Source organism: Streptomyces sp. SudanB5_2050 (assembly GCF_964272335.1).
Taxonomy (GTDB): Bacteria; Actinomycetota; Actinomycetes; order Streptomycetales; family Streptomycetaceae; genus Streptomyces; species Streptomyces rochei.
Genome location: NZ_OZ186760.1, coordinates 2,176,655 through 2,202,814, shown reverse-complemented (window position 1 = coordinate 2,202,814; position 26,160 = coordinate 2,176,655). Strand labels below are relative to the sequence as shown.

At 73.7% G+C, this 26,160-nt stretch carries 21 protein-coding genes and 1 pseudogene; 14 read left to right on the top strand and 8 right to left on the bottom strand.

The window, feature by feature from the left end; all coding sequences use genetic code 11:
* The first annotated feature begins 67 nt into the window (after positions 1–67).
* The 11 genes from hisI to lgt all read left to right on the top strand — a co-directional run bounded on the left by hisI (position 68) and on the right by lgt (position 9,050).
* Positions 68–505 (top strand): phosphoribosyl-AMP cyclohydrolase, encoded by a 438-nt coding sequence (gene hisI, locus ACFZP7_RS09830; RefSeq protein ID WP_385634245.1) that lies wholly within the window; start codon positions 68–70, stop codon positions 503–505.
* Between the two features lie 26 nt (positions 506–531).
* Positions 532–2,031 carry an anthranilate synthase component I gene (locus ACFZP7_RS09825; RefSeq protein ID WP_029393886.1) on the top strand — a complete coding sequence of 500 codons (1,500 nt, stop codon included), beginning with the start codon at positions 532–534 and terminating at the stop codon, positions 2,029–2,031.
* Between the two features lie 62 nt (positions 2,032–2,093).
* Positions 2,094–2,735: a TIGR02234 family membrane protein gene (locus tag ACFZP7_RS09820; RefSeq protein ID WP_019328045.1), complete on the top strand. Its 642-nt coding sequence runs from the start codon at positions 2,094–2,096 to the stop codon at positions 2,733–2,735.
* Positions 2,736–2,890: 155 nt separating this feature from the next.
* The gene (locus ACFZP7_RS09815; RefSeq protein WP_019328046.1) at positions 2,891–3,142 is read left to right on the top strand and encodes an HGxxPAAW family protein; all 252 of its coding nucleotides are present in this window, start codon (positions 2,891–2,893) and stop codon (positions 3,140–3,142) included.
* A gap of 95 nt (positions 3,143–3,237) precedes the next feature.
* Entirely contained in the window at positions 3,238–3,717 is a 480-nt protein-coding gene (locus ACFZP7_RS09810; RefSeq protein ID WP_037822187.1) for a DUF2752 domain-containing protein, read from the top strand.
* Between the two features lie 127 nt (positions 3,718–3,844).
* The gene (trpC, locus tag ACFZP7_RS09805) at positions 3,845–4,654 is read left to right on the top strand and encodes an indole-3-glycerol phosphate synthase TrpC (protein ID WP_029393888.1); all 810 of its coding nucleotides are present in this window, start codon (positions 3,845–3,847) and stop codon (positions 4,652–4,654) included.
* Positions 4,655–4,675: 21 nt separating this feature from the next.
* On the top strand, positions 4,676–4,870 hold the full coding sequence (gene trpM / locus ACFZP7_RS09800) for a tryptophan biosynthesis modulator TrpM (protein ID WP_385634244.1): 195 nt from the start codon (positions 4,676–4,678) through the stop codon (positions 4,868–4,870).
* 113 nt (positions 4,871–4,983) lie between these two features.
* Positions 4,984–6,264, top strand: a complete 1,281-nt coding sequence (gene trpB, locus ACFZP7_RS09795; protein WP_385634243.1) for a tryptophan synthase subunit beta — start codon at positions 4,984–4,986, stop codon at positions 6,262–6,264.
* Positions 6,261–7,076, top strand: coding sequence for a tryptophan synthase subunit alpha (gene trpA / locus ACFZP7_RS09790; protein WP_031017042.1), 816 nt, complete (start codon positions 6,261–6,263; stop codon positions 7,074–7,076). Before trpB ends, trpA begins: the two co-directional genes overlap by 4 nt.
* A gap of 86 nt (positions 7,077–7,162) precedes the next feature.
* Entirely contained in the window at positions 7,163–7,933 is a 771-nt protein-coding gene (locus ACFZP7_RS09785) for a thioredoxin domain-containing protein (protein ID WP_030972027.1), read from the top strand.
* 73 nt (positions 7,934–8,006) lie between these two features.
* Positions 8,007–9,050 (top strand): prolipoprotein diacylglyceryl transferase, encoded by a 1,044-nt coding sequence (gene lgt, locus ACFZP7_RS09780; RefSeq protein ID WP_385634242.1) that lies wholly within the window; start codon positions 8,007–8,009, stop codon positions 9,048–9,050.
* A gap of 56 nt (positions 9,051–9,106) precedes the next feature.
* Here the strand turns inward: lgt and ACFZP7_RS09775 are convergent, their stop codons facing one another.
* The 6 genes and pseudogenes from ACFZP7_RS09775 to ACFZP7_RS09750 all read right to left on the bottom strand — a co-directional run.
* Complete coding sequence (locus ACFZP7_RS09775; RefSeq protein ID WP_385634241.1) at positions 9,107–9,931, bottom strand: HpcH/HpaI aldolase/citrate lyase family protein; 825 nt, start codon at positions 9,929–9,931, stop codon at positions 9,107–9,109.
* Entirely contained in the window at positions 9,928–11,154 is a 1,227-nt protein-coding gene (locus ACFZP7_RS09770; RefSeq protein WP_282391393.1) for a CaiB/BaiF CoA-transferase family protein, read from the bottom strand. The genes ACFZP7_RS09775 and ACFZP7_RS09770 overlap by 4 nt, the downstream gene beginning before the upstream one ends.
* Positions 11,136–12,515 carry an ADP-ribosylglycohydrolase family protein gene (locus tag ACFZP7_RS09765; RefSeq protein ID WP_385634240.1) on the bottom strand — a complete coding sequence of 460 codons (1,380 nt, stop codon included), beginning with the start codon at positions 12,513–12,515 and terminating at the stop codon, positions 11,136–11,138. The genes ACFZP7_RS09770 and ACFZP7_RS09765 overlap by 19 nt, the downstream gene beginning before the upstream one ends.
* The gene (locus tag ACFZP7_RS09760; RefSeq protein WP_385634239.1) at positions 12,503–13,687 is read right to left on the bottom strand and encodes an ADP-ribosylglycohydrolase family protein; all 1,185 of its coding nucleotides are present in this window, start codon (positions 13,685–13,687) and stop codon (positions 12,503–12,505) included. The genes ACFZP7_RS09765 and ACFZP7_RS09760 overlap by 13 nt, the downstream gene beginning before the upstream one ends.
* 8 nt (positions 13,688–13,695) lie before the next feature.
* Positions 13,696–14,976, bottom strand: a complete 1,281-nt coding sequence (locus tag ACFZP7_RS09755) for an ADP-ribosylglycohydrolase family protein (RefSeq protein ID WP_385634238.1) — start codon at positions 14,974–14,976, stop codon at positions 13,696–13,698.
* A 761-nt stretch (positions 14,977–15,737) separates the two neighbouring features.
* Positions 15,738–16,721 (bottom strand): annotated as a pseudogene (locus ACFZP7_RS09750) (ADP-ribosylglycohydrolase family protein); the annotation flags it as partial.
* Positions 16,722–16,967: 246 nt separating this feature from the next.
* On the opposite strand from ACFZP7_RS09750, the gene ACFZP7_RS09745 reads away from it, so the two are divergent.
* From ACFZP7_RS09745 to ACFZP7_RS09735, 3 genes are all read left to right on the top strand, one after another.
* Positions 16,968–17,699, top strand: a complete 732-nt coding sequence (locus ACFZP7_RS09745; protein WP_030972044.1) for a VIT1/CCC1 transporter family protein — start codon at positions 16,968–16,970, stop codon at positions 17,697–17,699.
* A 372-nt stretch (positions 17,700–18,071) separates the two neighbouring features.
* Positions 18,072–22,667, top strand: a complete 4,596-nt coding sequence (gene gltB / locus ACFZP7_RS09740; RefSeq protein WP_385634237.1) for a glutamate synthase large subunit — start codon at positions 18,072–18,074, stop codon at positions 22,665–22,667.
* Positions 22,660–24,123 carry a glutamate synthase subunit beta gene (locus tag ACFZP7_RS09735; protein WP_030972054.1) on the top strand — a complete coding sequence of 488 codons (1,464 nt, stop codon included), beginning with the start codon at positions 22,660–22,662 and terminating at the stop codon, positions 24,121–24,123. Before gltB ends, ACFZP7_RS09735 begins: the two co-directional genes overlap by 8 nt.
* 115 nt (positions 24,124–24,238) lie before the next feature.
* Here ACFZP7_RS09735 and ACFZP7_RS09730 read toward each other — a convergent pair whose 3' ends face one another.
* Both ACFZP7_RS09730 and ACFZP7_RS09725 read right to left on the bottom strand, forming a co-directional pair.
* Positions 24,239–25,141 carry a chitosanase gene (locus tag ACFZP7_RS09730; RefSeq protein WP_385634236.1) on the bottom strand — a complete coding sequence of 301 codons (903 nt, stop codon included), beginning with the start codon at positions 25,139–25,141 and terminating at the stop codon, positions 24,239–24,241.
* A 13-nt stretch (positions 25,142–25,154) separates the two neighbouring features.
* Positions 25,155–26,090 carry a rhomboid family intramembrane serine protease gene (locus ACFZP7_RS09725; protein WP_385634235.1) on the bottom strand — a complete coding sequence of 312 codons (936 nt, stop codon included), beginning with the start codon at positions 26,088–26,090 and terminating at the stop codon, positions 25,155–25,157.
* Between the last annotated feature and the right edge of the window lie 70 nt (positions 26,091–26,160).

Here is a 26,160-nt window from a genome sequence, read left to right as displayed (position 1 = left end):
CGGTCCGCCGGGTCCGCCCAATGGACGGCGCGGTGGCGTGTCAGTCCCGCGCGGCACAATGGGCCCCATGACCAGCAGCTCGCCCCGGCGGCCCAGCCCGCTCGCCCCGGAGATCGCCGACCGCCTCAAGCGCAGCGCCGACGGCCTCCTGCCCGCCATCGCCCAGCAGTACGACACCGGGGAGGTGCTGATGCTCGGCTGGATGGACGACGAGGCGCTGCACCGCACCCTGACGACCGGGCGCTGCACCTACTGGTCGCGCAGCCGCCAGGAGTACTGGGTCAAGGGCGACACCTCGGGCCACTTCCAGTGGGTGAAGTCCGTCGCCCTGGACTGCGACGCCGACACCGTCCTGGTCAAGGTCGACCAGGTCGGCGCCGCCTGCCACACCGGCGCCCGCACCTGCTTCGACGCGGACGTGCTGCTCGCGGAAGGCACCGCCGGCACCGACGGCACCGCCCGCACCGACGGCACGGGCACCGGCACGCCCGGCGCGGATCAGTAGGGTCTGCCCCCATGGACACGGACGTCATGGACCTCGACACCTTCCGGAAGCTGGCCGCCGACCGCCGGGTGATCCCGGTCAGCCGCAAGCTCCTCGCCGACGGCGACACCCCGGTCGCGCTCTACCGCAAGCTCGCCGCCGAGCGCCCCGGCACCTTCCTGCTGGAGTCCGCGGAGAACGGCCGCACGGCGTTCCAGTGGTCCCGGTACTCCTTCATCGGCGTCCGCAGCGCCGCCACCCTCACCGAGAAGGACGGGCAGGCCCACTGGCAGGGCACCCCGCCCGTCGGCGTCCCCACCGACGGCGACCCGCTCGCCGCCCTGCGTGCCACCGTCGAGGCCCTGCACACGCCGCGCGACCTCGCCCACGACCTGGGCCTGCCGCCCTTCACCGGCGGCATGGTCGGCTACCTCGGCTACGACATCGTGCGCCGCCTGGAGAAGGTCGGCCCCGGCGAGCGCGACGACCTGCGGCTGCCCGAGCTGACCATGCTCCTCACCAGCGACCTGGCCGTCATGGACCACTGGGAGGGCTCGGTCCTGCTGATCGCCAACGCGATCAACCACAACGACCTGGAGACCGGCGTCGACGAGGCCTACGCCGACGCGATCGCCCGCCTCGACGCCATGGAGGCCGACCTCACCCGCGCGGTCGCCCAGCCCCCGGCCGCGCTGCCGCCCTCCGAGCTGCCCGAGTACACCGCACTGTGGGGCGGCCCCGACTTCCAGGAGGCCGTCGAGGACATCAAGGAGCGCATCCGCGCGGGCGAGGCGTTCCAGGTCGTCCCCTCCCAGCGCTTCGAGACGCCGTGCACGGCGAGCGCGCTGGACGTGTACCGGGTGCTGCGGGCCACCAACCCCTCCCCGTACATGTACCTGCTGCGCCTCGACGGCTTCGACGTCGTCGGATCGTCGCCGGAGGCGCTGGTCAAGGTCGAGGACGGGCGCGCCATGGTCCACCCCATCGCCGGGACCCGCCCCCGCGGCGCCACCCCGCAGGAGGACCAGGCCCTCGCCGAGGAGCTGCTCGCCGACCCCAAGGAGCGCGCCGAGCACCTGATGCTCGTCGACCTCGGCCGCAACGACCTCGGGCGGGTCTGCGAGCCCGGCTCCGTCGAGGTCGTCGACTTCATGTCCGTCGAGCGGTACTCGCACGTCATGCACATCGTCTCGACGGTCACCGGCCGCGTCGCCCCCGGCCGCACCGCCTTCGACGTCCTCACCGCCTGCTTCCCGGCCGGCACCCTCTCCGGCGCCCCCAAGCCGCGCGCCCTGCAGATCATCGACGAACTCGAACCGTCCCGGCGCGGCCTGTACGGCGGCTGCGTCGGCTACCTCGACTTCGCCGGCGACTCCGACACCGCCATCGCCATCCGCACGGCGCTGCTGCGCGACGGCACCGCCTACGTCCAGGCCGGCGCCGGTGTCGTCGCGGACTCCGACCCGGTCGCCGAGGACACCGAGTGCCGCAACAAGGCCGCGGCGGTGCTCCGCGCGGTGCACACGGCCAACCGGCTGGGGCGGTAGGGCCATTCTCACGCCACGGATTCCGAACCCCGGGTGACGGTTCGCCCGGGGTTCGGGTGATAGTGGAGTACGTGACAGCTGTTCCTCACCCCCGTACCCCAGCCGCAGGACCCGCCCGGTCCGGCCGCCGGAGCCTCGCCGTCGCCCTGCTGTGCGGCGCGCTCGGCGCGGCCGTCGCCCTGCTCGCCACCCGGCAGGAGTGGTCGGAGGGCACCGCGACGGTGGCCGGCGGCGCCTTCCCGCTGACCGCCAAGGGCAGCGACGTCACGGGCGTACCCGCGGCGCTCGCCATAGTGGGCCTCGCCGCGCTCGTCGCCGTCTTCGCCGTGCGCCGCGCGGGTCGGTTCGCCGTCGCCGCCGTGCTCACGCTCAGCGGCGCGGGCACCGTCGTCGCGGCCCTGGCCGGCGCCTCCGACAGCTCCGCCCTGGACGACAAGGCCGCCGAGGCCGCCGGCGACACCTCGGCCACCGTGGACGCCCTCACCCACACCGCCTGGCCCTACGTCGCGGCCGTCGGCGGCGCCCTGCTGCTGCTGGCCGGGCTGCTCGCCCTGCGCTACGGACGCCTGTGGCCCGCGATGTCCGGCCGCTACGAGCGCGACGGCACGCCGCGCCCGCGCCGGGGGCCGCAGACCGTCGACCCGGACCGCCCCGAGGACCTCTGGAAGGCCCTCGACCGCGGCGAGGACCCGACCGGAGCCTGACCTGCGGTTCACCCGCCCCCGGCTGGGCACCCCGGGAGGGGACCCGGCGCCACGCACGCGGGGGGAGCACCCCCGCTCACGGCGTGCGCGCCCGTGCGGGACAATGAGTCCGAGCATCCTGCTCAGACTTGGCACACAGCAACGAGGAGCAAGCAATGGCGGGCAGCAGCCACGGTCACACCCCGGCCGCCTGGACGGGTGTCATCATCGCCTTCATCGGTTTCTGCATCGCGGGCGTGTTCATGGTGGCGGCCCAGCCGGTGGGCTTCTGGGTCGGCATGGCGATCGTCCTCCTCGGCGGTGCCGTGGGCGGCATCATGCGCATGATGGGCCTCGGCCAGCCGCGCCACACCCACCCCGTGCACCAGGTCGCCGGCGACAGCAAGCCGGTCGGCGCCAAGGGCTGACCGGGCGACGACACCTCCCGAGGGGCGGGCCGGCACACGCGTGCCGGCCCGCCCCTCGCGTGCGCGCGGACCCGCCCGGAGGCAGAATGCACAGGGTGGACGCCGAGACCGGGAAACCGACGCCGAGCAGGACCCTCGTCCGGGGCACGACGGTGCCCCCGCGAGCCACGCGCGGACCCGCCCTGCTCGGCCGCCTCGCCGTCCCCGCCGGGGTCCTCGCGGCGGTGGCCGGCGCCTTCGCCTACGTCGGAAGCGTGGACCCCAACGAGCCCGGCCACTACCCGGTCTGCCCCCTGCTGCGCTTCACGGGTGTCCTCTGCCCCGGCTGCGGCGGCCTGCGCAGCGCCCACGCCTTCGTCCACGGGGACCTGCCGGCCGCGCTGCAGGCCAACGCCCCGGCCGTCCTCGCCTACCTCGGCCTCGCCGTGCTCTGGACCGTCTGGGTGGTCCGCACGGCGCGCGGCCGTCCCCTGCGGATCGACCTGGGACCCGTCCACCTCTGGGCGGCGGGCGCGCTGATGCTGGCCTTCACGGTTGTCCGGAACCTGCCCTTCGGTGGCTGGCTCCGTCCTTGATCATCCGCCGGGTGTCCAGGTAGTGGAACCGGGGGCGACCGGATGCGGGACCGGCGCTCCGCTCCGGATACCATCGCAGTGACCATACGTTCCGATACGTACCGCCGTCTGAAAGGGGGCCGCTCGCGTGAGTGTGCTCGACGAGATCATCGACGGAGTCCGTGCCGACCTCGCGGAGCGGCAGGCGCGCGTCAGCCTCGACGAGCTCAAGGAGCGCGCGGCCAAGGCACGCCCCGCCAAGGACGGCGTGTCCGCCCTGCGCGGCGACGGCGTCAAGGTCATCTGCGAGGTCAAGCGCTCCAGCCCCTCCAAGGGCGCGCTGGCCGCCATCGCCGACCCGGCCGGCCTCGCCGCGGACTACGAGGCGGGCGGCGCCGCCGTCATCTCCGTCCTGACCGAGCAGCGCCGCTTCGGCGGCTCGCTGGCCGACCTGGAGGCCGTCCGCGCCCGCGTGGACATCCCGGTCCTGCGCAAGGACTTCATCGTCACCTCGTACCAGCTCTGGGAGGCCCGCGCGTACGGCGCCGACCTCGCGCTGCTGATCGTCGCCGCGCTGGAGCAGCCCGCCCTGGAGTCGCTGATCGAGCGCGCCGAGTCCATCGGGCTGACCCCGCTGGTCGAGGTCCACGACGAGGACGAGGTCGAGCGCGCGGTGGACGCCGGCGCCAAGGTCATCGGCGTCAACGCGCGCAACCTGAAGACGCTGGAGGTCGACCGCGGCACGTTCGAGCGCGTCGCCCCGGAGATCCCCGCCCACATCGTCAAGGTCGCCGAGTCCGGCGTCCGCGGCCCGCACGACCTCATCGCCTACGCCAACGAGGGCGCCGACGCCGTCCTGGTCGGCGAGTCCCTGGTGACCGGCCGCGACCCGAAGACCGCCGTCGCCGACCTCGTCGCCGCCGGCGAACACCCGGCATTGCGCCACGGGCGGGGCTGACCCCCGGTAGGCTTGCCCGCGATGACACTCTCGCTTCCCCCGGCCGCCCGGGACCCGTACGCCCGCCTCGCGCGCGGCTGCCGGCCCCGAGGCTGCCGCGCGCCCGCCCGCCGGGTGCACGGCCGCCGGGTGCGGTACGTCATCGGGGACGAGCCGGGGCAGGTCAACGGCATGCGATGGCACCGGCGCCCCGCCAGGGGCGCGGGGCCGAGCTGAATCCGGGACTCCGTCGCGAGCGCGCGAGCGACCGCGAACGGCCCGCGGCGGCCTGACTTCCCCCGCCCCACGGCGAATCTGCCCGAACCGGACACTCACCGTGAGGTACACGCATGCCCAGCAACTTCTTCCTCCCCGACCCCGAGGGGCGGACTCCCAGCCCCGAGGGCTACTTCGGGGCGTACGGCGGCAAGTTCATCCCCGAAGCCCTCGTCGCCGCCGTCGACGAGGTCGCCGTCGAGTACGACAAGGCCAAGTCCGACCCCGAGTTCGCCCGGGAGCTGGACGACCTCCTCGTCCACTACACCGGCCGCCCCTCGGCGCTCACCGAGGTCCCCCGCTTCGCCGAGCACGCCGGCGGAGCGCGGGTCTTCCTCAAGCGCGAGGACCTGAACCACACCGGCTCGCACAAGATCAACAACGTGCTGGGGCAGGCCCTCACCAAGCGCATGGGCAAGACCCGCGTGATCGCCGAGACCGGCGCCGGCCAGCACGGCGTGGCCACGGCCACCGCCTGCGCGCTCTTCGGCCTCGACTGCACGATCTACATGGGCGAGATCGACACGCAGCGCCAGGCCCTCAACGTCGCCCGGATGCGCATGCTCGGCGCCGAGGTCATCGCCGTGAAGTCCGGCAGCCGCACGCTGAAGGACGCGATCAACGAGGCGTTCCGCGACTGGGTCGCCAACGTCGACCGCACCCACTACCTCTTCGGCACCGTCGCCGGCCCCCACCCCTTCCCGGCGATGGTCCGCGACTTCCACCGCGTCATCGGCGTCGAGGCCCGCCGCCAGCTCCTGGAGCAGGCCGGACGCCTTCCCGACGCCGCGATCGCCTGCGTCGGCGGCGGCTCCAACGCCATCGGCCTCTTCCACGCCTTCATCCCCGACGCGGACGTCCGCCTCATCGGCTGCGAGCCCGCCGGACACGGCGTGGAGACCGGCGAGCACGCGGCCACCCTGACCGCCGGCGAGCCCGGCATCCTGCACGGCTCCCGGTCCTACGTCCTCCAGGACGAGGAGGGCCAGATCACCGAGCCCTACTCGATCTCGGCCGGCCTCGACTACCCGGGCATCGGCCCCGAGCACGCCTACCTCAAGGACTCCGGCCGCGGCGAGTACCGCGCGGTCACCGACGACGCCGCCATGCAGGCGCTGCGTCTGCTGTCGCGCACCGAGGGCATCATCCCGGCCATCGAGTCCGCGCACGCGCTGGCCGGCGCCCTGGAGGTCGGCAAGGAGCTGGGCGGGGACGGGCTGATCGTCGTCAACCTCTCCGGCCGCGGCGACAAGGACATGGACACCGCCGCCCGCTACTTCGGGCTGTACGACACCGACGCCGAGGTCACCGAGGACGCCTCCGGCACCGCCGAGATCGAGGGGGACGTCAAGTGAGCGGGAACGTGCGGCTGCTGGACGACACCCTCGCCGCGGCGAAGGCCGAGGGCCGTGCCGCCCTCATCGCCTACCTCCCGGCCGGTTTCCCGACCGTGGACGGCGGCATCGCGGCGGTCAAGGCCGCCCTCGACGGCGGCGCCGACGTCGTGGAGGTCGGGCTGCCGCACAGCGACCCGGTCCTCGACGGCCCGGTCATCCAGACCGCCGACGACATCGCCCTGCGCGGCGGTCTGAAGATCGCCGACGTGATGCGCACGGTCCGGGAGGCGCACGCGGCCACCGGCAAGCCGATCCTCGTCATGACGTACTGGAACCCCATCGACCGCTACGGCGTCGAGCGCTTCACCGCCGAGCTGGCCGAGGCCGGCGGCGCCGGGTGCATCCTGCCCGACCTGCCCGTCCAGGAGTCGGCGCTGTGGCGGGAGCACGCGGACAAGCACGGGCTCGCCACCGTCTTCGTGGTCGCGCCCAGCAGCAAGGACGAGCGGCTCGCCGAGATCACCGCGGCCGGCAGCGGCTTCGTCTACGCCGCCTCCCTCATGGGCGTCACCGGCACCCGTGAGTCGGTCGGCGCGCAGGCCGAGGACCTGGTGCGGCGCACCCGCGCCACCACCGACACCCCGGTCTGCGTCGGGCTCGGCGTCTCCAACGCCGCCCAGGCCGCCGAGGTCGCCGGCTTCGCCGACGGCGTGATCGTCGGCTCGGCGTTCGTCAAGCGCATGCTGGACGCCCCCGACGCCGCGGCCGGCGTGGAGGGCGTCCGCGCCCTCGCCGCCGACCTGGCGAAGGGCGTGCGCGGACAGGCGTGACGACACGCAGGTGACCGGGGTCCCTCGTACGGGTGGACCTGGGGCCGGGGAGGCGCGGTGCGCCTCCCCGGTTCGTTCTGCGGGGTGTGAGCGAGAAGAACCGAGAGGGAAAGCGCACCGCCCGCCAGAAGCTTGCGGCCGAGCGCGAGAAGCAGAAGTCCAGGGACAAGCGCCGCCGGGCGCTGATCGTCGGCGCGAGCGTCGTGGGCGTGCTGGGGCTGGCGGCCGTGGTCGGCGTGATCGCCGCCAACACCGGCAAGGACGACAGCGAGGCGTCCGGCCCCGTCGTGGCGCCCTCGGGCGCCCAGGGCAAGGACAGTCTCGCCATCCCGGTCGGCAAGGAGAGCGCCAAGTCGACGCTCGTCATCTGGGAGGACTTCCGCTGCCCGGCCTGCCAGGCCTTCGAGCTGGCGTACCGCGACACCATCCACGAGCTCACCGACGCCGGGCAGCTCAAGGTCGAGTACCACCTCGCGACCATCATCGACGGCAACATGGGCGGCACCGGCTCCCGCAAGGCCGCCAACGCGGCGGCCTGCGCCCAGGACGCCGGCAAGTTCCCGGCCTACCACGACGTGCTGTTCACCAACCAGCCCCCCGAGCCCGACGACGCCTACGCCGACGAGGGCAAGCTGATCGACCTCGCGGGCAAGGTCGACGGCCTGGACACCGCCGCGTTCCAGCAGTGCGTGAAGAACGGCACGCACAACAGCTGGGTGGAGAAGTCCAACGAGGCCTTCCGCACCGGCGGCTTCAGCGGCACGCCCACCGTCCTGCTGGACGGCAAGAACATCTACCAGGACCGCTCCATGACCCCCGCGAAGCTCAAGCAACTCGTGGAGGACGCCAACAAGTAGCGGACGGTGTTACGGACCCGTAGCCGGGCTGCCCGCCGCGGGCGGCGCCCGACACGGTAGCGTCGACCCTGCCATGGAACTTGCCTTCATTCCCAGCCCGTCGAGCGGGGTGCTGTACCTCGGCCCCGTTCCGCTGCGCGGCTACGCGTTCTGCATCATCATCGGTGTCTTCGTCGCCGTCTGGCTCGGCAACAAGCGCTGGATCGCCCGCGGCGGCCGGGCCGGCACGGTGGCCGACATCGCTGTCTGGGCCGTTCCCTTCGGCCTGATCGGCGGCCGGCTCTACCACGTGATCACGGACTACCAGCTGTACTTCAGCGAGGGCCGTGACTGGGTCGACGCCTTCAAGATCTGGGAGGGCGGGCTCGGCATCTGGGGCGCGATCGCCTTCGGCGCGGTGGGGGCCTGGATCGGCGCCCGCCGCCGGGGCGTCCCGATGCCCGCGTACGCCGACGCCGTCGCCCCGGGCATCGCCCTCGCGCAGGCCATCGGTCGCTGGGGCAACTGGTTCAACCAGGAGCTGTACGGCAAGGCCACCGACCTGCCCTGGGCCGTGGAGATCACCTCCTCGGCCGACGGACGGGTGCCCGGCACGTACCACCCGACCTTCCTGTACGAGTCGCTGTGGTGCATCGGCGTCGCCCTGCTCGTCATCTGGGCCGACCGCCGCTTCGAGCTGGGGCACGGACGGGCGTTCGCGCTGTACGTCGCGTCGTACTGCGCGGGCCGCTTCTGGATCGAGTACATGCGCGTCGACGACGCCCACCACATCCTGGGCCTGCGGCTCAACAACTGGACCGCGCTGCTCGTCTTCCTGCTCGCCGTGGTGTACATCGTGCTCTCGGCGCGGAAGCGGCCGGGCCGGGAGGCCGTGGTCGAGCCCGGCGCGGAGCGCGCCGACGGCGACGCCGCCGCGGACGACGCGACGGTGGACGCCGGCGCCGAGGACGCCGCGGACTCCCGGAAGGTTCAGGACTCCGCGAAGGACTCCGACGCGCCCGCGGGTGCCGGGGAGCGCGCGGCGGCGGCCGGGGTCGATGGGGAAGGCACCGAGCGGGACGCGAAGAAGGATGTGCGGGACGTGAAGGACGGGGCCGACTCGGCCAAGAAGGCGTAGCACGGCCGTCGCACGCCGCCGAGGGCGCCCGGGACCTCCCGGGCGCCCTTCGCGTGTCAGGACAACGCGGGCCGCCGGGCCAGCGACAGCGTGCGCTGGGCGGTCGCCACCACCGCCGCGTCCACGAACCGCCCGTCCGGCAGCGCCAGCGCCCCCGGCTGCGCGGTGGCCGCCTTCACGATCGTCTCCGCCTCCTCCAGCTCCCGCTCGGTCGGCAGATACGCCCGCTCGATGATCGGCAGCTGGCGGGGGTGGATCGCCGCGCGGCCGAGGAAGCCCAGGGCCCGGCCGTGCGCGCAGGACGCCGCCAGGCCCTCCAGGTCCCGGGTGTCCGGATGCACCGTCTGCGACGGCGGCGCCAGCCCCGCCGCCCGCGCGGCCACGACCACCCGCGCGCGCGACCAGTCCAGCCCCGCGTCCCCGCGTACCCCCAGGTCGGCGCGGAGGTCGGCCTCCCCGAGGGCGATGCCGCGCAGCGACGGGTGGGCGGCGGCGATCCGGTACGCCCGCTCCACGCCCAGGGCGCTCTCCAGCAGCGCGTACAGGGGCGGCCCGCCGGTGTCGGCCGCGACGCGCGCGACCTGCTCGGAGGAGGTGACCTTGGGCAGCCGCAGCCCGGACAGCCCCGGCAGCGCGGCCAGCGCCGCCAGGTCGGCCGCGGCCAGGGGACCGTCCAGGGCGTTGACGCGGACGTGGACCGGCACCGGCTGCGGCTCGGCGAGCAGTTCGGCGGTGGCCTCGCGGGCGTACTCCTTGCGGTCGGGGGCGACCGCGTCCTCCAGGTCGATCACCACCACGTCGGCACCGGAGATCAGCGCCTTGGCGACCACCGGAGGCCGGTCCCCGGGCGCGTACAGCCAGGTCAGCGCGGGAGTGGTCATACGACGCCCTCCTCACGCAGCTCCTTCACGTCCGCCGGGGCGAGGCCCAGCTCGGTCAGCACCTCCTCGGTGTCCGCACCGTGCGGGCGGCCCGCCCAGCGGATCGCGCCGGGGGTGGCGGAGAGCCGGAAGAGGACGTTCTGCATGCGCAGCGGGCCCAGCTCCGGATCGTCGACGGTGGTGACCGTGTCCAGGGCCCGGTACTGCGGGTCGGCCATCACGTCCCGCACGTCCTGCACCGGGGCGACGGCCGCCTCGGCCTTCTCGAACGCGGCGAGCACGTCGGCACGGCTGTGCCGGGCGATCCAGTCGCCGACCGCCGCGTCCAGCACGTCGGCGTGCCGGGCCCGTTCGGCGCCCGACCCGAACCAGGGCTCCTCGATCAGCTCCGGCCGCCCCACCAGCCGCATCACCCGCTCGGCGACCGACTGGGCGGAGGTGGAGACGGCCACCCAGGTGCCGTCGGCGGTGCGGTAGGTGTTGCGCGGGGCGTTGTTCTGGGAGCGGTTGCCGGTGCGGGGCTGGACGTGGCCGAGCTGGTCGTACCAGGTGGGCTGCGGTCCCAGCACGGTCAGGATCGGCTCGATGATCGCCATGTCGACGACCTGCCCCTCGCCGGTGCGGTCCCGGGCGGCCAGCGCCGTCATCACGGCGTACGCGGTCGCCAGGGCGGCGATGGAGTCGGCGAGGCCGAACGGGGGCAGCGTCGGGGGCGCGTCCGGCTCGCCCGTCATCGCGGCGAAACCGCTCATCGCCTCGGCGAGGGTGCCGAAGCCGGGGCGGCGCGCGTACGGCCCGAACTGGCCGAAGCCGGTGACTCGGGTGAGGACCAGCCCCGGGTTGACGGCGGACAGCTCCTCCCAGCCCAGGTCCCACTTCTCCAGGGTGCCGGGGCGGAAGTTCTCGATGACGACGTCCGCGGTCGCGGCGAGGCGGAGCAGGGTGGTGCGGCCCGCGGGCTTGGAGAGGTCCAGGGTGATGGCGCGCTTGTTGCGGCCCAGTACCTTCCACCACAGGCCGACGCCGTCCTTGGACGGGCCGTGGCCCCGGGACGGGTCGGGCCGCTCGGGGTGCTCCACCTTGATCACCTCGGCGCCGAAGTCGCCGAGCATGGTGGCGGCGAGGGGGCCCGCGAAGAGGGTGGCGAGGTCGAGGACGCGCAGACCGGCCAGGGGAGCCGGGGCACGGGCGGGGGCGGGGGCAGTCACGACGGGCCGGGGCATGGGCGGGTGGCCTCCGTGTGGGTGAGGTGGGCGAGGGTGTCGAAGCCGATGCCGTCGAAGTCGCCGACCGAGGTGGCCAGACGGTTCTTCAGCGGGGCCGTCCAGTGCTCGGGCAGCGCGGCGGGGGAGCCGGCGAGGAGCCCGGCGACGCTGCCGGCGGTGGCGCCGTTGGAGTCGGTGTCCCAGCCGCCCGACACCGCGCGGGAGACCGAGCCGGTGAAGTCGCCGTCCGCGTGGGTGAGGGCGGCGGCGATCAGCGCGGTGTTGGGGACCGCGTGCACCCAGTGGTGGGCGGGCCAGTGGCGGGCGTGCAGGGCGTCCACGACCGTGTCGAAGTCGCGGTGGGTCCCGGCGAGGCGGATCGCGTCCCGGACGGCCCCGGCGAGGCGGGAGGCGGGCGGTACGACCGCGAGGCCGGTGCGCAGACAGGCGTGGACGTCGTGGGCGCCGGTCGCGGCGGTGGCGAGGACGGCCGCCGTGAACATCGCCGCGTAGACGCCGTTGGCCGTATGGGTGAGGACGGCGTCCCGGTGGGCCTGCTCGGCGGCGGCGGCCGGGTCGCCGGGGTTGGTCCAGCCGTGCACGTCGGCGCGGATCAGGGCGCCGATCCACTCGCGGAACGGGTTGCGGTGGCGGGCGGTGAGCGGGGGTTCGAGGCCGCAGAGCAGATTGCGGTAGGCGACGCGTTCGGCGGTGAAGGCGCGGCCGGCGGGGAGTTCGTCGAGCCAGAGGCGGGCCACGTCGGCGGTGGTGAAGGCCCGGCCGTGGCGTTGCAGGAGCCGCAGGTTGAGGAGGGGGTAGTTGAGGTCGTCGTCCTCGGGCATCCCGTCGATGTTCTCGGCCAGGGACGTGGGTGCCGAACGGCGGTTCCAGGGATGGGCGGCGAGGAGGTCCGCGGGGACGCCCCGGGCGGTGAAGTAGCCGGTCGGGGGCCAGTTGCCGGCGGCCCGGCCGAGGAGGCGGATGCCGGTCAGGGGCAGCTTCTCGACCGGTTTGCCCAGCAGGCAGCCCGCGGCCCGGCCGAGCCAGGCGGCTTCCAGACGGGCCGGGGACACGGGCGCGGGGGAGGGGCCGGGGGACGGCCAGTGGGGGCACAGTGCCCTGATCCGGCCGAGGTCCGTCGGCTCGGTCTCCGCCATGGGGCTCGGCAGGTCGGCGAGTTCGTCCAGGAGGTCTCTCGCCAGGAGGCGGAGGTAAGGGGAGGCCGGCGCGGTGGAGGCGCCTGCCCGGGACGGGGCCTCGCGGCCGCCCGCCGCCCGCCAGCGGGCCGCGACCGCCGACGCGTTGCGGCCGTCCAGCCGCGCCTGGCGCAGCTCGTGCCCGATCAGGTCCTCGGGCTGGACCCAGGTCAGCCGGAGCATCCCGCGCCTCCGATCGCGGCGAACGCCTCCTCGTGAGCGCGGCGCCGCCGCACATCGCGCGCGAAGACCTCCCGCGCGACCGCGGTGAGCGTCGCCGCCGGCGCCCACAGGTCCAGCCGGCTCGCCTCCGCGACCGCCTTCGCCCAGTCCTCGGGCACCGGCGAGCCCAGCGCGCCGGCCAGCGCGCCCGCCATCGTGGCGATGGAGTCGCAGTCGCGGCCGTAGTTCACCGCGCCGAGGACCGCGTGCCGGAAGTCGCCGCCGGAGACGAGCAGCATGCCGAGCGCGACGGGCAGTTCCTCGATCGCGTGCAGCCGGGAGGGGCGGCGGGCACCGAGCGAGGGCGCGCGGTAGTCGGGACCCACCGTGTCGTAGGGGGCGACCGCCTCCCGCAGCGGTCCGAGGGCCGACTCGAAGTCCGAGCAGCGCGCCGCCGCTTCGCAGACGGCCTCGATCGCCGCCCGGGTGCCGTCCTTCGCCAGCGCGAGAGCGGCCGCCACCACCGAGTCCGGCGTCGCCCCGGGCGCGCACGCCGCGGCGACGGCGGCCGCCAGGACCCCGGCCGCCTCACGGCCGTACGACGACTGGTGCGCGCCCGCGACGTCCAGCGCCTCGGCGTAGGCGGCGGCCGGGTTGGCGGCGTTGACCAGGCCGACCGGGGCCATGTACATCGCGGCACCGCAGTTGACGATGTTGCCGGTGCCCGCCTCGCGCGGGTCGACGTGGCCGTAGTGGAGCCGGGCCGCCAGCCACTTCTCCGCGAGGAAGACCCGCTGGAGGGGGAGCGCCTCGGCCTCCAGCTCCGGGATCCAGCGGGTACGGGTCATCAGGTCCGGGACGAGGTGCTCCGCGACCGCGTACGCGTCGAGGTGGTCGCGGACCGTGTCGTACACCCGGACCAGCGCGTGGGTCATCAGGGTGTCGTCGGTGACGTGGCCGTCGCCCTTGTGGTACGGCGCGAGGGGGCGCGCGGTGCGCCAGGCGTCGCCGTTCCAGGGGCCGACGATGCCGTGCACGCGGCCGCCGTGGCGTTCGAGGATCTGCTCGGGGGAGTAGCCCTCGACGGGGCCGCCGAGCGCGTCGCCGACGGCCGCGCCGACGAGGGCGCCGGTGACGTGTTCGTCCAGCGGCGTCGTCGTGTCCCCGCCGGGGGGTGCGGTGGCTGTCGTCATGTCGTCCCTCATGTCCGGTCAGGTCCTTCCGGTCGGGGCCGGTGCGTGGCGTGCAGGAGTCCGGCGAGTTCGACCAGGTCGGTGCCGGTGAGCCGGGGAAGCGCGCAGCCGGAGAGCGTCCGGCACGTCTCGCGCCAGGAGGCGGGGATCGCCGCGCCGCCGCCCAGCGCGCCGGTGAGGGCGCCGGCCAGCGCGGGGGCGGAGTCCGCGACCCGGGAGAGGCAGGCCGCGGCCGGCACCGCCTCCGCGATGCGGCCCCCGGCGGCGGTGACCAGGGCGAGGGCGACCGGGACGGTCTCGGCGGCGGCGATGCCGTAGCTGTAGACGTGGTCGACGATCTGGTGCTCCAGCAGCGGGACCAGGGCGAAGGTGCTCTCCGCGTCGGCCGCGAGGGCCAGTGCCTGGCGGGCGTTGCGACCGATCTCCGTCTCCGGCGGCAACTCGGCGAGGGCGGCGGTCACACAGGCGGACACGTCGCCGCCGCCGAGGGCGCGGGCCAGCGCCGCCGCCATGGCCCGGGCGCCGTGCACCCCGTCGCCGTCCTGGGTGTAGCGCGCGTCGAACTCGGCGAGGCCGGCGGCGGCGCGCGGGTCGCCGGGGTGGGCGACCGCGAGGACGCAGGCCCGGACACAGGCGGCGTCGTCGAAGTAGTGCGGGTTGTCGTGACCGGTGGCGGGCGGGCGCAGGCCGGTGGCGAGGTTGCCGAGCCCGGCCCGGACCGAGATGCGGGCGCGCAGCGGCAGCACCGCCGACTCGGCCTCCGGGGCGCGGTCCGTCGCCGCGGCGACCTCGCTGGCGACGGCGTTCCAGGTCAGGTCGATCGCTGCCCGCATCCGCCGCTCCCGGCTCAGGTCGCCGAGCGCGCCGTCGTCCCCGGCCCGCAGCAGCGCCTCCGCCGAGAACGCCGCCCACTCGGCGTCGTCGGAGGGGCCGAGGCGCAGCGGCTCCGGGGGCTGGTTCAGGGCGATGGGCACGGGGAGGGTGGTGGTGGCGTTCTGCTCGGCGAAGGTGTCCAGCTCGCGGGTGAGGCGGCGGGTCCACTCGGGCATCCGCGCGGCCCGGTGCCGGGCGGCGGGCCACCCGGCGGCGTCCCCGGCGGCGAGACCGAGCAGCAAGCCCTCGACGCGGTCGCCGGCGGCGGGCTCCGGGCGTGCGGGAGCGCGCGTCGCCGGGGCCTCGGACACCGGGCGGTGCCCGCTCCCGGCCGGCGCGGACACCTCCGGCGCCTCGGGCGGGGCGACGTACGCGGTGGTGACCGGTTCCTTTCCGCCGGGCCGCCCCCTGGTCACGGCGCCACCTCCGCCACGACCTGTTCGCCGGGGTGCGCACCGAGGCCCGTGTCCCGCGCCGGGGCCCGCTCGGGACCGCCGGTGCGTACGGCGGTCGGTCCGACGACGGGTGCGGTGGGCCGGCCGCACGGGACGTTCCCCGCGTCCGGCGCGCCGTCGCCGCCCGTGCCGGGGGATCCGGCGGCCGACGGGACCGGTTCCGGGGCCGGTCCCGGGTCCGGGTGGCCGGGGTCGCGCTCGGGGGTGGGGGGTTGGTGGGGTGCGGGGTGGGTGCGGGTGTCCGTGGCGGTGCCGGTGTCCGTACGCGGGGCGGTGGCCGGGTTCGCGCTGGTGCTGGAGCCGGTGTCGGTGTCGGTGTTCGCGGTGAGTGAGTCGGTCGGCGCCGTGGTGGTGTCCGCGGTGGCCGTTCTGCGCGGTGCGGTGTCCGTACGCGTGCCCGTGCCGGTGTCCGTGTCGGTAGCCGCGGCGAGCGTGCCGGTTCGTGCGGTGGCGGTGCCCGCGGTGGCCGTCCCGTGCCGTGCGGCGTCCGTGTGGGTGCCCGGCGGGACGGTGGTCCGGGCGGGGGTGTCGCCCGGGATTCCGGCGGACGCGGGCGGGGCGGGGGCGGCGAGGCCCGGTGGGGCGCCCGGCGCGGGGCCGTCGCCCGGCGACCCCGTGGGTACGGCGTGCTCGTGGCCGTCCGGTACGCCGTCGCCGCCTGCCGTACGTGCCCCGGCGGACGCTCGGGGGCGCGCCGCCCGCGCCTCCTGCGCCGCCCGCGCCAGCAGGTCCGCCACGTCCAGCACATGGTGCCCCGCCATCGACGGCAGACAGCTGCCCCGGGCCGGACCGATCGCCGACGCCCACTCGGCGGGGATCGCGGCGGCACCCCGGGCCGCGCCGGCCAGGGCGCCCGCCACCGCCGCCGTGGTGTCGGCGTCGCGGCCCATGTTGACGGCCGTCAGCACCGCTTCCGTGAAGTCGCCGTCGGCCGCCGCGTACGCGCCGAAGGCGAGGGCGACCGCCTCGGGGGCCAGGTCGGTCCACGGGTAGCCGCCGATGACCACCGCCGAGCGGACGGCACGTTCGCCGAGGTGGGCCGCCGTCATCGCCCGGCGCAGACAGCGGGCCGTCCAGGAGTCCTCGGGGACGACGGCCAGCGCGGAGGCCACCACCGCGTCGGTCGGCGCACCCGCCATCGCCGCCGCGACCCCCGCCGCCACCGCCTGGCCGCCGTGGATGCCCTCGCCGTCGTGGCTGACCGAGCCGTCGATCGCCACCAGCCGGGCGGCCTCGGCGGGACGGCCCGCCGCGAACACGCCGTGCGGCGCCGCCCGCATGGCCAGCCCGTCGCTCCACGCGTGGCGGTGCTGGGCGGAGATGGGCGCCGCCAGCCCGCGCCGCAGGTTCTCCAGGGTGCCGCGCTCGCTGAAGCCCGCGCCCCGGAACGGGCCCTCCTCGCGGTCCGCGATCCACTCGTGCCAGGCCGCCTCCACGTGGGCCGCGGTGAGCGCCGAACCGTAGCGGGCCAGCAGCAGTCCCGAGAAGATCGCGTACTCGGTGTCGTCGGTGCCGGCGGGCTCGGCGGCCACGTAGCCCGTGATACGGCCCCAGCGGGCGCGGATCTCGGAGGGCTTCATGTTCTCGGCCGGCGCCCCGAGGGCGTCCCCGACGGCCAGTCCGAGCAGCGCGCCCCGGGCCCGTTCGCGGAGTCCGACGGCGTCCCCCGGCGTGGGGGCCGGGGGGATGCAGGCGGTGGATGCCATGCGGCCTCTCCTCTCCCTTTGCGGATGTGTCCCCGGCGCGGCCCGCCTCGCAGCCTCACGGGCCCCAGCGTCACCCGGACGACATCTGTGCAGGCAAGATCACGGATGAGCGCGGAAGGGTAAAACCGCAGGTAAGCCCAGCCTTTCCTTGCTGGCGACAGGGAAATGACCGGCGTACATTGGGTGTTGTTAAAAAGTAGACCCAGTCCAATCTGGGTGTCCGACCGAACCTTCCGGGGGGTCCGCATGGCCATCATCGAGACCGAGGCGCCGCTGCACGAGGCGCACCGCGACAACCACACCCACCGCGACGTGAACGGCGGCTGGCTGCGCCCCGCCGTCTTCGGCGCGATGGACGGCCTGGTCTCCAACCTCGCTCTGATGACCGGTGTCGCCGGCGGTACGGCGAGCCAGCAGACCGTGGTGATCAGCGGGCTGGCCGGCCTCGCCGCCGGTGCCTTCTCCATGGCCGCCGGCGAGTACACCTCCGTCGCCTCGCAGCGCGAACTGGTCGAGGCGGAGCTGGACGTCGAGCGCCGCGAGCTGCGCAAGCACCCGGCGGACGAGGAGGCCGAGCTGGCCGCGCTCTACGAGGCGCGGGGCGTGGAGCCCGACCTCGCGCGGGAGGTCGCCCGGCAGCTGTCCCGCGACCCCGAGCAGGCCCTGGAGATACACGCCCGCGAGGAGCTGGGCATCGACCCCTCCGACCTGCCGTCCCCGCTGGTCGCGGCCGTGTCGTCGTTCGGTTCCTTCGCGCTCGGCGCGCTGCTCCCCGTCCTGCCGTTCCTGCTCGGCGCCAGTGCCCTGTGGCCCGCCGTGCTGCTCGCGCTGGCCGGTCTGTTCCTGTGCGGCGCGGTGGTCGCCAAGGTGACGGCGCGCAGCTGGTGGTACAGCGGTCTGCGGCAGCTCGCCCTCGGTGGCGCCGCGGCCGGTGTGACGTACGCCCTGGGCAGCCTGTTCGGAACGGCCGTAGGATAGCCCGGCTCGAACTTATGCGTCGGACCGCATAAGTAGTCGTTACTCGCTGGTTTCGAGCGCGTAATCACCGGGCATGAGCCGTAAGCGCTGTGGGCAACGACGCCTGCCGCACACCCGCGGAGTGAGCGACGGAGCTGACTTCGCGCCTCGGGCCGACGGACATCGATCTGTTCGCTCCGGCCCCCCGTAGCCTCCACCGCCGGGCGCGGTACCCCGCCGCGACCCCCTCGGTGTCCGCATGATGGAACGGATTATCCCGCTTCCCGAGAATCGCTCCATCATGTAATCTGCACCAAATTTTGCACCGAACGCAGAGGGCCAACGTCGTCCCTCGGCACTTGCACATGCCAGATGACGACGACGGGAGAGCCGATGCGTACGCCGCGCCAGCCGTCCCAGCACTCCGCGAATGGCCAGAACTGGTCCTTCATGGATGCTCGCCCTGCTGCGCAGGGTATGTACGACCCCCGCAACGAGCACGACGCCTGCGGCGTCGGTTTCGTCGCCACTCTCACCGGCGAGGCATCGCACACCCTGGTCGACCAGGCCCTCACCGTGCTGCGCAACCTGGAGCACCGGGGCGCCACCGGCTCCGAGCCCGACTCGGGCGACGGCGCCGGCATCCTCTCCCAGGTGCCCGACGCCTTCTTCCGCGAGGTGGCCGGATTCGAACTGCCCGAGGCCGGGGCGTACGCCGTCGGCATCGCCTTCCTGCCGGTCGAAGGCACCGAGGACGCCGTCTCGCGGATCGAGACGATCGCCGGCGAGGAGGGCCTGACCGTCCTCGGCTGGCGCGAGGTCCCGGTCGCCCCGCAGCTGCTGGGCGCCACCGCCCGCTCGACCATGCCGGTCTTCCGTCAGATCTTCGTGGCCGACGGCGCCTCCCGGGGCATCGCCCTCGACCGCCGCGCCTTCGCGCTGCGCAAGCGCGCCGAGCGCGAGGTCGGCGTCTACTTCCCCTCGCTGTCCGCGCGGACCGTCGTCTACAAGGGCATGCTGACCACCGGCCAGCTGGAGCCCTTCTTCCCGGACCTGTCCGACCGCCGCTTCGCCTCCGCGATCGCGCTCGTGCACTCCCGGTTCTCCACCAACACCTTCCCGAGCTGGCCGCTCGCCCACCCGTACCGCTTCGTCGCGCACAACGGCGAGATCAACACGGTCAAGGGCAACCGCAACTGGATGGTCGCCCGCGAGTCCCAGCTCGCCTCCGACGTCTTCGGCTCCTCCTCCGACCTGGACCGGCTCTTCCCGGTCTGTACGCCGGACGCCTCCGACTCCGCCTCCTTCGACGAGGTCCTGGAGCTGCTGCACCTCGGCGGGCGCTCGCTGCCGCACTCGGTGCTGATGATGATCCCGGAGGCGTGGGAGAACCACGACTCCATGGACCCGGCCCGGCGCGCCTTCTACCAGTTCCACTCCACGATGATGGAGCCCTGGGACGGCCCCGCCTGCGTCACCTTCACCGACGGCACCCAGGTCGGCGCCGTCCTCGACCGCAACGGTCTGCGCCCCGGCCGCTACTGGGTCACCGACGACGGCCTCGTCGTCCTCGGCTCCGAGGTCGGCGTCCTCGACATCGACCCCGCCAAGGTCGTCCGCAAGGGCCGTCTGCAGCCCGGCCGCATGTTCCTGGTGGACACCGCCGAGCACCGCATCATCGAGGACGACGAGATCAAGGCCCAGCTCGCCGCCGAACAGCCGTACGGCGAGTGGATGGAAGCCGGCGAGATCGAACTGTCCGACCTGCCCGAGCGCGAGCACATCGTGCACACCCACGCCTCGGTCACCCGCCGCCAGCAGACCTTCGGGTACACCGAGGAGGAGCTGCGCGTCATCCTCGCGCCGATGGCCAAGGCCGGCGCCGAGCCGATCGGCTCCATGGGCACCGACTCGCCGATCGCCGCGCTCTCCGAGCGCCCCCGGCTGCTCTTCGACTACTTCACCCAGCTCTTCGCCCAGGTCACCAACCCGCCGCTGGACGCCATCCGCGAGGAACTGGTCACCTCCCTGCGCTCCTCGCTGGGCCCGCAGGGCAACCTGCTGGAGCCGTCGGCCGCCTCCTGCCGCAGCGTCCTGCTGCCGTTCCCGGTGATCGACAACGACGAGCTGGCCAAGCTCATCCACATCAACGCCGACGGCGACATGCCCGGCTTCAAGGCCGCGACCCTCTCCGGCCTCTACCGGGTGCACGGCGGCGGCGACGCGCTCGCCGCCCGCATCGAGGAGATCTGCGCCGAGGCCGACGCCGCCATCGAGAACGGCGCCCGGCTGATCGTCCTCTCCGACCGCCACTCGGACGCCGAGCACGCCCCGATCCCGTCGCTGCTGCTCACCGCCGCCGTCCACCACCACCTCATCCGCACCAAGCAGCGCACCCAGGTGGGCCTGCTGGTCGAGGCCGGCGACGTCCGCGAGGTCCACCACGTCGCCCTGCTCATCGGCTACGGCGCCGCCGCCGTCAACCCGTACCTGGCCATGGAGTCCGTCGAGGACCTGGTCCGCGCGGGCACCTTCCTGCCCGGCATCGAGCCCGAGCAGGCCATCCGGAACCTGATCTACGCCCTCGGCAAGGGCGTCCTCAAGGTCATGTCCAAGATGGGCATCTCCACCGTCGCCTCCTACCGCGGCGCCCAGGTCTTCGAGGCCGTCGGCCTGGACGAGGGCTTCGTCGAGAAGTACTTCAACGGCACCGCCACCAAGATCGGCGGCGTCGGCATCGACGTCGTCGCCCAGGAGGTCGCCGCCCGCCACGCCAAGGCGTACCCGGCCAGCGGCATCGCGCCCGCCCACCGCGCCCTGGAGATCGGCGGCGAGTACCAGTGGCGCCGCGAGGGCGAGCCGCACCTGTTCGACCCGGAGACGGTCTTCCGCCTCCAGCACTCCACGCGCTCCGGCAAGTACGACATCTTCAAGAAGTACACCGAGCGCGTGAACGAGCAGTCCGAGCGGCTGATGACGCTGCGCGGCCTCTTCGGCTTCAAGAGCGACCGGCAGCCGATCCCGATCGACGAGGTCGAGCCGGTCTCCGAGATCGTCAAGCGCTTCTCCACCGGCGCCATGTCGTACGGCTCCATCTCCAAGGAGGCGCACGAGACCCTCGCCATCGCCATGAACCAGCTGGGCGGCAAGTCCAACACCGGTGAGGGCGGCGAGGACCCGGAGCGCCTGTACGACCCGGCGCGCCGGTCCAGCATCAAGCAGGTCGCCTCCGGCCGCTTCGGCGTCACCTCCGAGTACCTGGTCAACGCCGACGACATCCAGATCAAGATGGCCCAGGGCGCCAAGCCCGGCGAGGGCGGCCAGCTGCCCGGCCACAAGGTCTACCCGTGGGTGGCCAAGACCCGGCACTCGACGCCGGGCGTGGGGCTCATCTCCCCGCCGCCGCACCACGACATCTACTCCATCGAGGACCTCGCCCAGCTGATCCACGACCTGAAGAACGCGAACCCGCAGGCGCGGATCCACGTCAAGCTGGTCTCCGAGGTCGGCGTCGGCACGGTCGCGGCGGGCGTCTCCAAGGCGCACGCGGACGTCGTCCTGATCTCCGGTCACGACGGCGGCACGGGCGCCTCCCCGCTGACCTCGCTCAAGCACGCGGGCGGCCCCTGGGAGCTGGGCCTCGCCGAGACCCAGCAGACCCTGCTGCTCAACGGCCTGCGCGACCGGATCGTCGTCCAGACCGACGGCCAGCTCAAGACCGGCCGCGACGTGGTCATCGCCGCGCTGCTGGGCGCCGAGGAGTTCGGTTTCGCGACCGCGCCGCTCGTCGTCTCCGGCTGCGTCATGATGCGCGTCTGCCACCTGGACACCTGCCCGGTCGGCATCGCCACCCAGAACCCGGTGCTGCGCGACCGGTTCTCCGGCAAGGCCGAGTACGTGGTGAACTTCTTCCAGTTCATCGCCGAGGAGGTCCGCGAGATCCTCGCCGAGCTGGGCTTCCGCTCCATCGAGGAGGCCGTCGGCCACGCCGAGGCCCTGGACGTCACCCGCGCCGTCGACCACTGGAAGGCACAGGGCCTGGACCTGGCCCCGCTCTTCCACGTGCCCGAGCTGCCCGAGGGCGCGGTGCGCCACCAGGCCGTCGTCCAGGACCACGGCCTGGAGAAGGCCCTGGACAACGAGCTGATCAAGCTCGCGGCGGACGCGCTCGGTGCCACGGACGCCACCGCCGCCGCGCCGGTGCGCGCCCAGGTCGCCATCCGCAACATCAACCGCACCGTCGGCACCATGCTCGGCCACGAGGTGACCAAGAAGTTCGGCGGCGCGGGCCTGCCCGACGACACCGTCGACATCACCTTCACCGGCTCCGCCGGCCAGTCCTTCGGCGCCTTCGTCCCGCGCGGCATCACGCTGCGCCTGGAGGGCGACGCCAACGACTACGTCGGCAAGGGCCTGTCCGGCGGCCGGATCGTCGTCCGCCCCGACCGCGGCGCCGACCACCTCGCCGAGTACTCCACCATCGCCGGCAACACCATCGGCTACGGCGCCACCGGCGGCGAGATGTTCCTGCGCGGCAAGGTCGGCGAGCGCTTCTGCGTCCGCAACTCCGGCGCGCTGGTCGTCTCCGAGGGCGTGGGCGACCACGGCTGCGAGTACATGACCGGCGGCCACGCGGTCGTCCTCGGCGAGACCGGGCGCAACTTCGCGGCCGGCATGTCCGGCGGCATCGCCTACGTCATCGACCTGGACCGCGACAACGTCAACGTCGGCAACGTCGGCGCGATCGAGGCGCTGGACGACACCGACCGCGCCTGGCTGCACGACGTCGTGCGCCGGCACCGGGAGGAGACGGGCTCCACCGTCGCCGAGAAGCTGCTCGCCGAGTGGGACACCGCCGTGGAGCGCTTCAGCAAGATCATCCCCAGCACGTACAAGGCAGTGCTCGCCGCCAAGGACGCCGCCGAGCGAGCCGGTCTCTCCGAGACCGAGATCACCGAGAAGATGATGGAGGCGGCGACCAATGGCTGATCCCAAGGGCTTTCTGAACCACGGGCGCGAGGTCGCCAAGACCCGCCCCGTCGAGGAGCGCGTCAAGGACTGGAACGAGGTCTACGTCCCCGGCTCCCTGCTGCCGATCATCAGCAAGCAGGCCAGCCGGTGCATGGACTGCGGCATCCCGTTCTGCCACAACGGCTGCCCGCTCGGGAACCTGATCCCCGAGTGGAACGACTACGCCTACCGCGAGGACTGGCAGGCCGCGCAGGAGCGCCTGCACGCCACCAACAACTTCCCGGAGTTCACCGGCCGCCTGTGCCCGGCCCCGTGCGAGTCGGCGTGCGTGCTCGGCATCAACCAGCCGGCGGTCACCATCAAGAACGTCGAGGTCTCGATCATCGACAAGGCGTGGGAGACCGGGGACGTCGCCCCGCAGATCCCCGAGCGCCTGTCCGGCAAGACCGTCGCCGTCATCGGCTCGGGCCCGGCGGGCCTGGCCGCCGCCCAGCAGCTCACCCGGGCCGGCCACACCGTCGCCGTGTACGAGCGCGCCGACCGCATCGGCGGCCTGCTGCGCTACGGCATCCCCGAGTTCAAGATGGAGAAGCGGCACATCAACCGCCGCATCGAGCAGATGCGCGCGGAGGGCACCCGCTTCCGCACCGGCGTCGAGATCGGCCGCGACCTCAAGGCGACCGACCTGAAGAAGCGCTACGACGCCGTGGTCATCGCCGCCGGCGCCACCACCGCCCGCGACCTGCCGGTCCCCGGCCGCGAGCTGAACGGCATCCACCAGGCGATGGAGTACCTGCCCCTGGCCAACAAGGTCCAGGAGGGCGACTACGTCACCCCGCCGATCACGGCCGAGGGCAAGCACGTCGTCGTCATCGGCGGCGGCGACACCGGCGCCGACTGCGTGGGCACCGCCCACCGCCAGGGCGCCGCCTCCGTCACCCAGCTGGAGATCATGCCCCGGCCCGGTGAGGAGCGGAACCCGGTCACCCAGCCGTGGCCGACCTTCCCGATGCTCTACAAGGTCACCAGCGCCCACGAGGAGGGCGGCGAGCGGGTCTACGCCGTCTCCACCACCCACTTCGAGGGCGACGAGGACGGCAACGTCCAGTGGCTGCACATGAGCGAGGTCGAGTTCGTCGACGGCAAGCTCACCCCCAAGCCGGGCACCGAGCGCAAGATCCCGGCGCAGCTGGTCACCCTCGCCATGGGCTTCACCGGCACCGACCGGGAGAACGGCCTGGTCGACCAGTTCGGCCTGGAGCTCGACGAACGGGGTAACATCGCCCGGGACGCCGACTTCCAGACCAACGTGCCGGGTGTGTTCGTCGCCGGTGACGCCGGCCGCGGCCAGTCGCTCATCGTCTGGGCTATCGCCGAGGGCCGCTCCGCCGCCCGCGGCGCCGACCGCTTCCTGACCGGGGCCAGCGACCTGCCGGCCCCGATCCGCCCGACCGACCGCGCCCTCGCGGTCTGACGGACGGAACAACCGAAGAACGTCCCGTACAAAGGCGTACGGAACACTGATGGCGCCTGCCCCCTGTCCCCGACCGGACGAAAGGGCAGGCGCCGTCGCATGCGCCCGCCGCCGGCTACGGCAGCCGGTACGTGTCCCCGTACATCTCCCACACCAGCGGCGTCTCCAGGTCCAGGTTCCCCGCCTTCAGGAACCGGCGCTGCGCGGTGTCCACCCGGGAGGTGTCGATGCCGGGGCGCTTGGCCAGCATGGCGTCACGGCGGACGTCCAGGAACGCCTCCAGATAGGCCCTCTCGGCGCCGCCCTGCCCTGGCGTCTTCGCCTTCTCCATGGCCCGCTCGCGCAGCCCGTAGAAGCCCTCCGCGTCCGTGTCGGGGCCGTGGAAGACCATCGCGTCGAAGTAGACGAACTGGCCCAGCGTGCCCAGGCCGTCCAGCTTGGCCAGGCGCACCGCCGGCTCGAAGTAGACCCGGTCGCGCTCCTCCTCCTGGGCCTTGCGGAACTCCGGCAGCTCGGACTCCGCCCGCCAGGCGGCCGGGAAGCCCGGGTCCAGGCCCTCGTGCGAGTCGGTGCCGTCCACCTCGCGCAGGGCGGGCAGGTACGCCGCCAGACCGTTGTCCGGGTGGGCCTTGGTGTACCGCTCGACCAGCATCAGCAGATCGTGCGTGCCGGTGCAGAAGCCGATGATGCCCGCCGTGTAGCCGCACCCGTCGCCGAGGTCCTCGATCGTGCCGTACGAGGTGCGCCACTTGGTCGTCGAGTTCTCGGCGCTGGAGACCAGCTGCTGGGCCAGCTCCTTCTTCGCGGGGTCGACGAGCCCCGGCGGCAGGTCGGCGATGAGCGCGTCGTCCGCCTCCCGCTCCTGCTCCGCCCGGCTCTTGGCGTCCTGGCGGGACGACTGGGCGGAGGACACCGGAGGCGTCACCGGGGCGTCGGCCGAGTCCGTCGGCATCACGAAGTACACCCCCGTGGCGATCACGGGAACGGCCGCGAGGAGCAGCACACCGGCACGTTTCATCGGGGAATACCTCTCATAGGGAAATGCCTGAGCCTGTCAGTTCCGCCACCCTGGTCACCGTCGCCAGCGCGAGCAGCGCCAGCAGCGCCGCGCACGCCCCCGTCTGCACCGCCGCCCGGCGCCCGTCCCGGGGCGCGTACGCGAAGGCCGCCGCCACCGCCCCGCCGGCCAGCAGACCGCCCACGTGGCCCTGCCAGGAGGTGAAGCCGGCGGAGACCACCAGCCACAGCAGCAGCAGGACCATGAAACGGTTGACCGCGGTCAGGTCCGCGCCCAGCCTGCGGTGCAGGACGTAGTACGCGGCACCCACGCCGAAGACCGCCCCCGAAGCGCCGACCGAGGACTGCCCGGGATCGGCCAGGAGCAACTGCGCGACGGAACCGCCCAGCGCGGACAGCAGATACAGCACCACGAAGCGGAGCCGGCCGAGCATCAGCTCCACCACCCGCCCCAGCTGCCACAGCGCCACCATGTTCAGGGTGATGTGCAGGATGCCGAAGGCGCCGTCGAACGGCGACACGTGGAGGAACGAAGCGGTGAGCATCCGCTCCCACTCGCCACCGGCCACACCCTCCGTCCGGAGCGTCCCGAAGACGAAGTACGCCCCGTCGGCGGACAGGTGGCCGCCGTCCGGGCCGACCAGCCGCGCACCGACCATGGAGAAGCGGTCCACGATCTCCGGCCGCACGACCTCCGTGAGATAGACGAGCACGTTCAGCGCGAACAGCAGGTACGTCACCACGGGCGTCGCCGAGACCCGGCCGCCCGCGAGGGTCCGGGCCCGCCGGGCCGACCGCTTCCCCTCCTTCACGCACTCCGGACACTGATGACCGACGGGCGCCTCCCGCATGCAGTCCGGGCAGATGAACCGCTCGCACCGGGTGCAGCGGACATGGCACTCCACCGCCGGATGGCGATAGCAGGTCGGGACGGTGGACTCGGAATCCACGGCCGGCTCCTCGGGGCGGGACGGACGGTGAGCCGGTGGGGACGGCGGCGAACAAAATAGCGAATGCCTG

Coding starts and splice junctions, on each gene's coding strand:
- ACFZP7_RS09825 (WP_029393886.1), top strand. CDS start 532: ATGGACCTCGACACCTTCCGGAAGCTGGCCGCCGACCGCCGGGTGATC.
- ACFZP7_RS09765 (WP_385634240.1), bottom strand. CDS start 12,515: ATGCTCCGGCTGACCTGGGTCCAGCCCGAGGACCTGATCGGGCACGAG.
- ACFZP7_RS09735 (WP_030972054.1), top strand. CDS start 22,660: ATGGCTGATCCCAAGGGCTTTCTGAACCACGGGCGCGAGGTCGCCAAG.
- gltB (WP_385634237.1), top strand. CDS start 18,072: ATGCGTACGCCGCGCCAGCCGTCCCAGCACTCCGCGAATGGCCAGAAC.
- hisI (WP_385634245.1), top strand. CDS start 68: ATGACCAGCAGCTCGCCCCGGCGGCCCAGCCCGCTCGCCCCGGAGATC.
- ACFZP7_RS09770 (WP_282391393.1), bottom strand. CDS start 11,154: ATGCCCCGGCCCGTCGTGACTGCCCCCGCCCCCGCCCGTGCCCCGGCT.
- lgt (WP_385634242.1), top strand. CDS start 8,007: ATGGAACTTGCCTTCATTCCCAGCCCGTCGAGCGGGGTGCTGTACCTC.
- ACFZP7_RS09775 (WP_385634241.1), bottom strand. CDS start 9,931: ATGACCACTCCCGCGCTGACCTGGCTGTACGCGCCCGGGGACCGGCCT.
- ACFZP7_RS09760 (WP_385634239.1), bottom strand. CDS start 13,687: ATGACGACAGCCACCGCACCCCCCGGCGGGGACACGACGACGCCGCTG.
- ACFZP7_RS09730 (WP_385634236.1), bottom strand. CDS start 25,141: ATGAAACGTGCCGGTGTGCTGCTCCTCGCGGCCGTTCCCGTGATCGCC.
- ACFZP7_RS09815 (WP_019328046.1), top strand. CDS start 2,891: ATGGCGGGCAGCAGCCACGGTCACACCCCGGCCGCCTGGACGGGTGTC.
- trpB (WP_385634243.1), top strand. CDS start 4,984: ATGCCCAGCAACTTCTTCCTCCCCGACCCCGAGGGGCGGACTCCCAGC.
- trpM (WP_385634244.1), top strand. CDS start 4,676: ATGACACTCTCGCTTCCCCCGGCCGCCCGGGACCCGTACGCCCGCCTC.
- ACFZP7_RS09745 (WP_030972044.1), top strand. CDS start 16,968: ATGGCCATCATCGAGACCGAGGCGCCGCTGCACGAGGCGCACCGCGAC.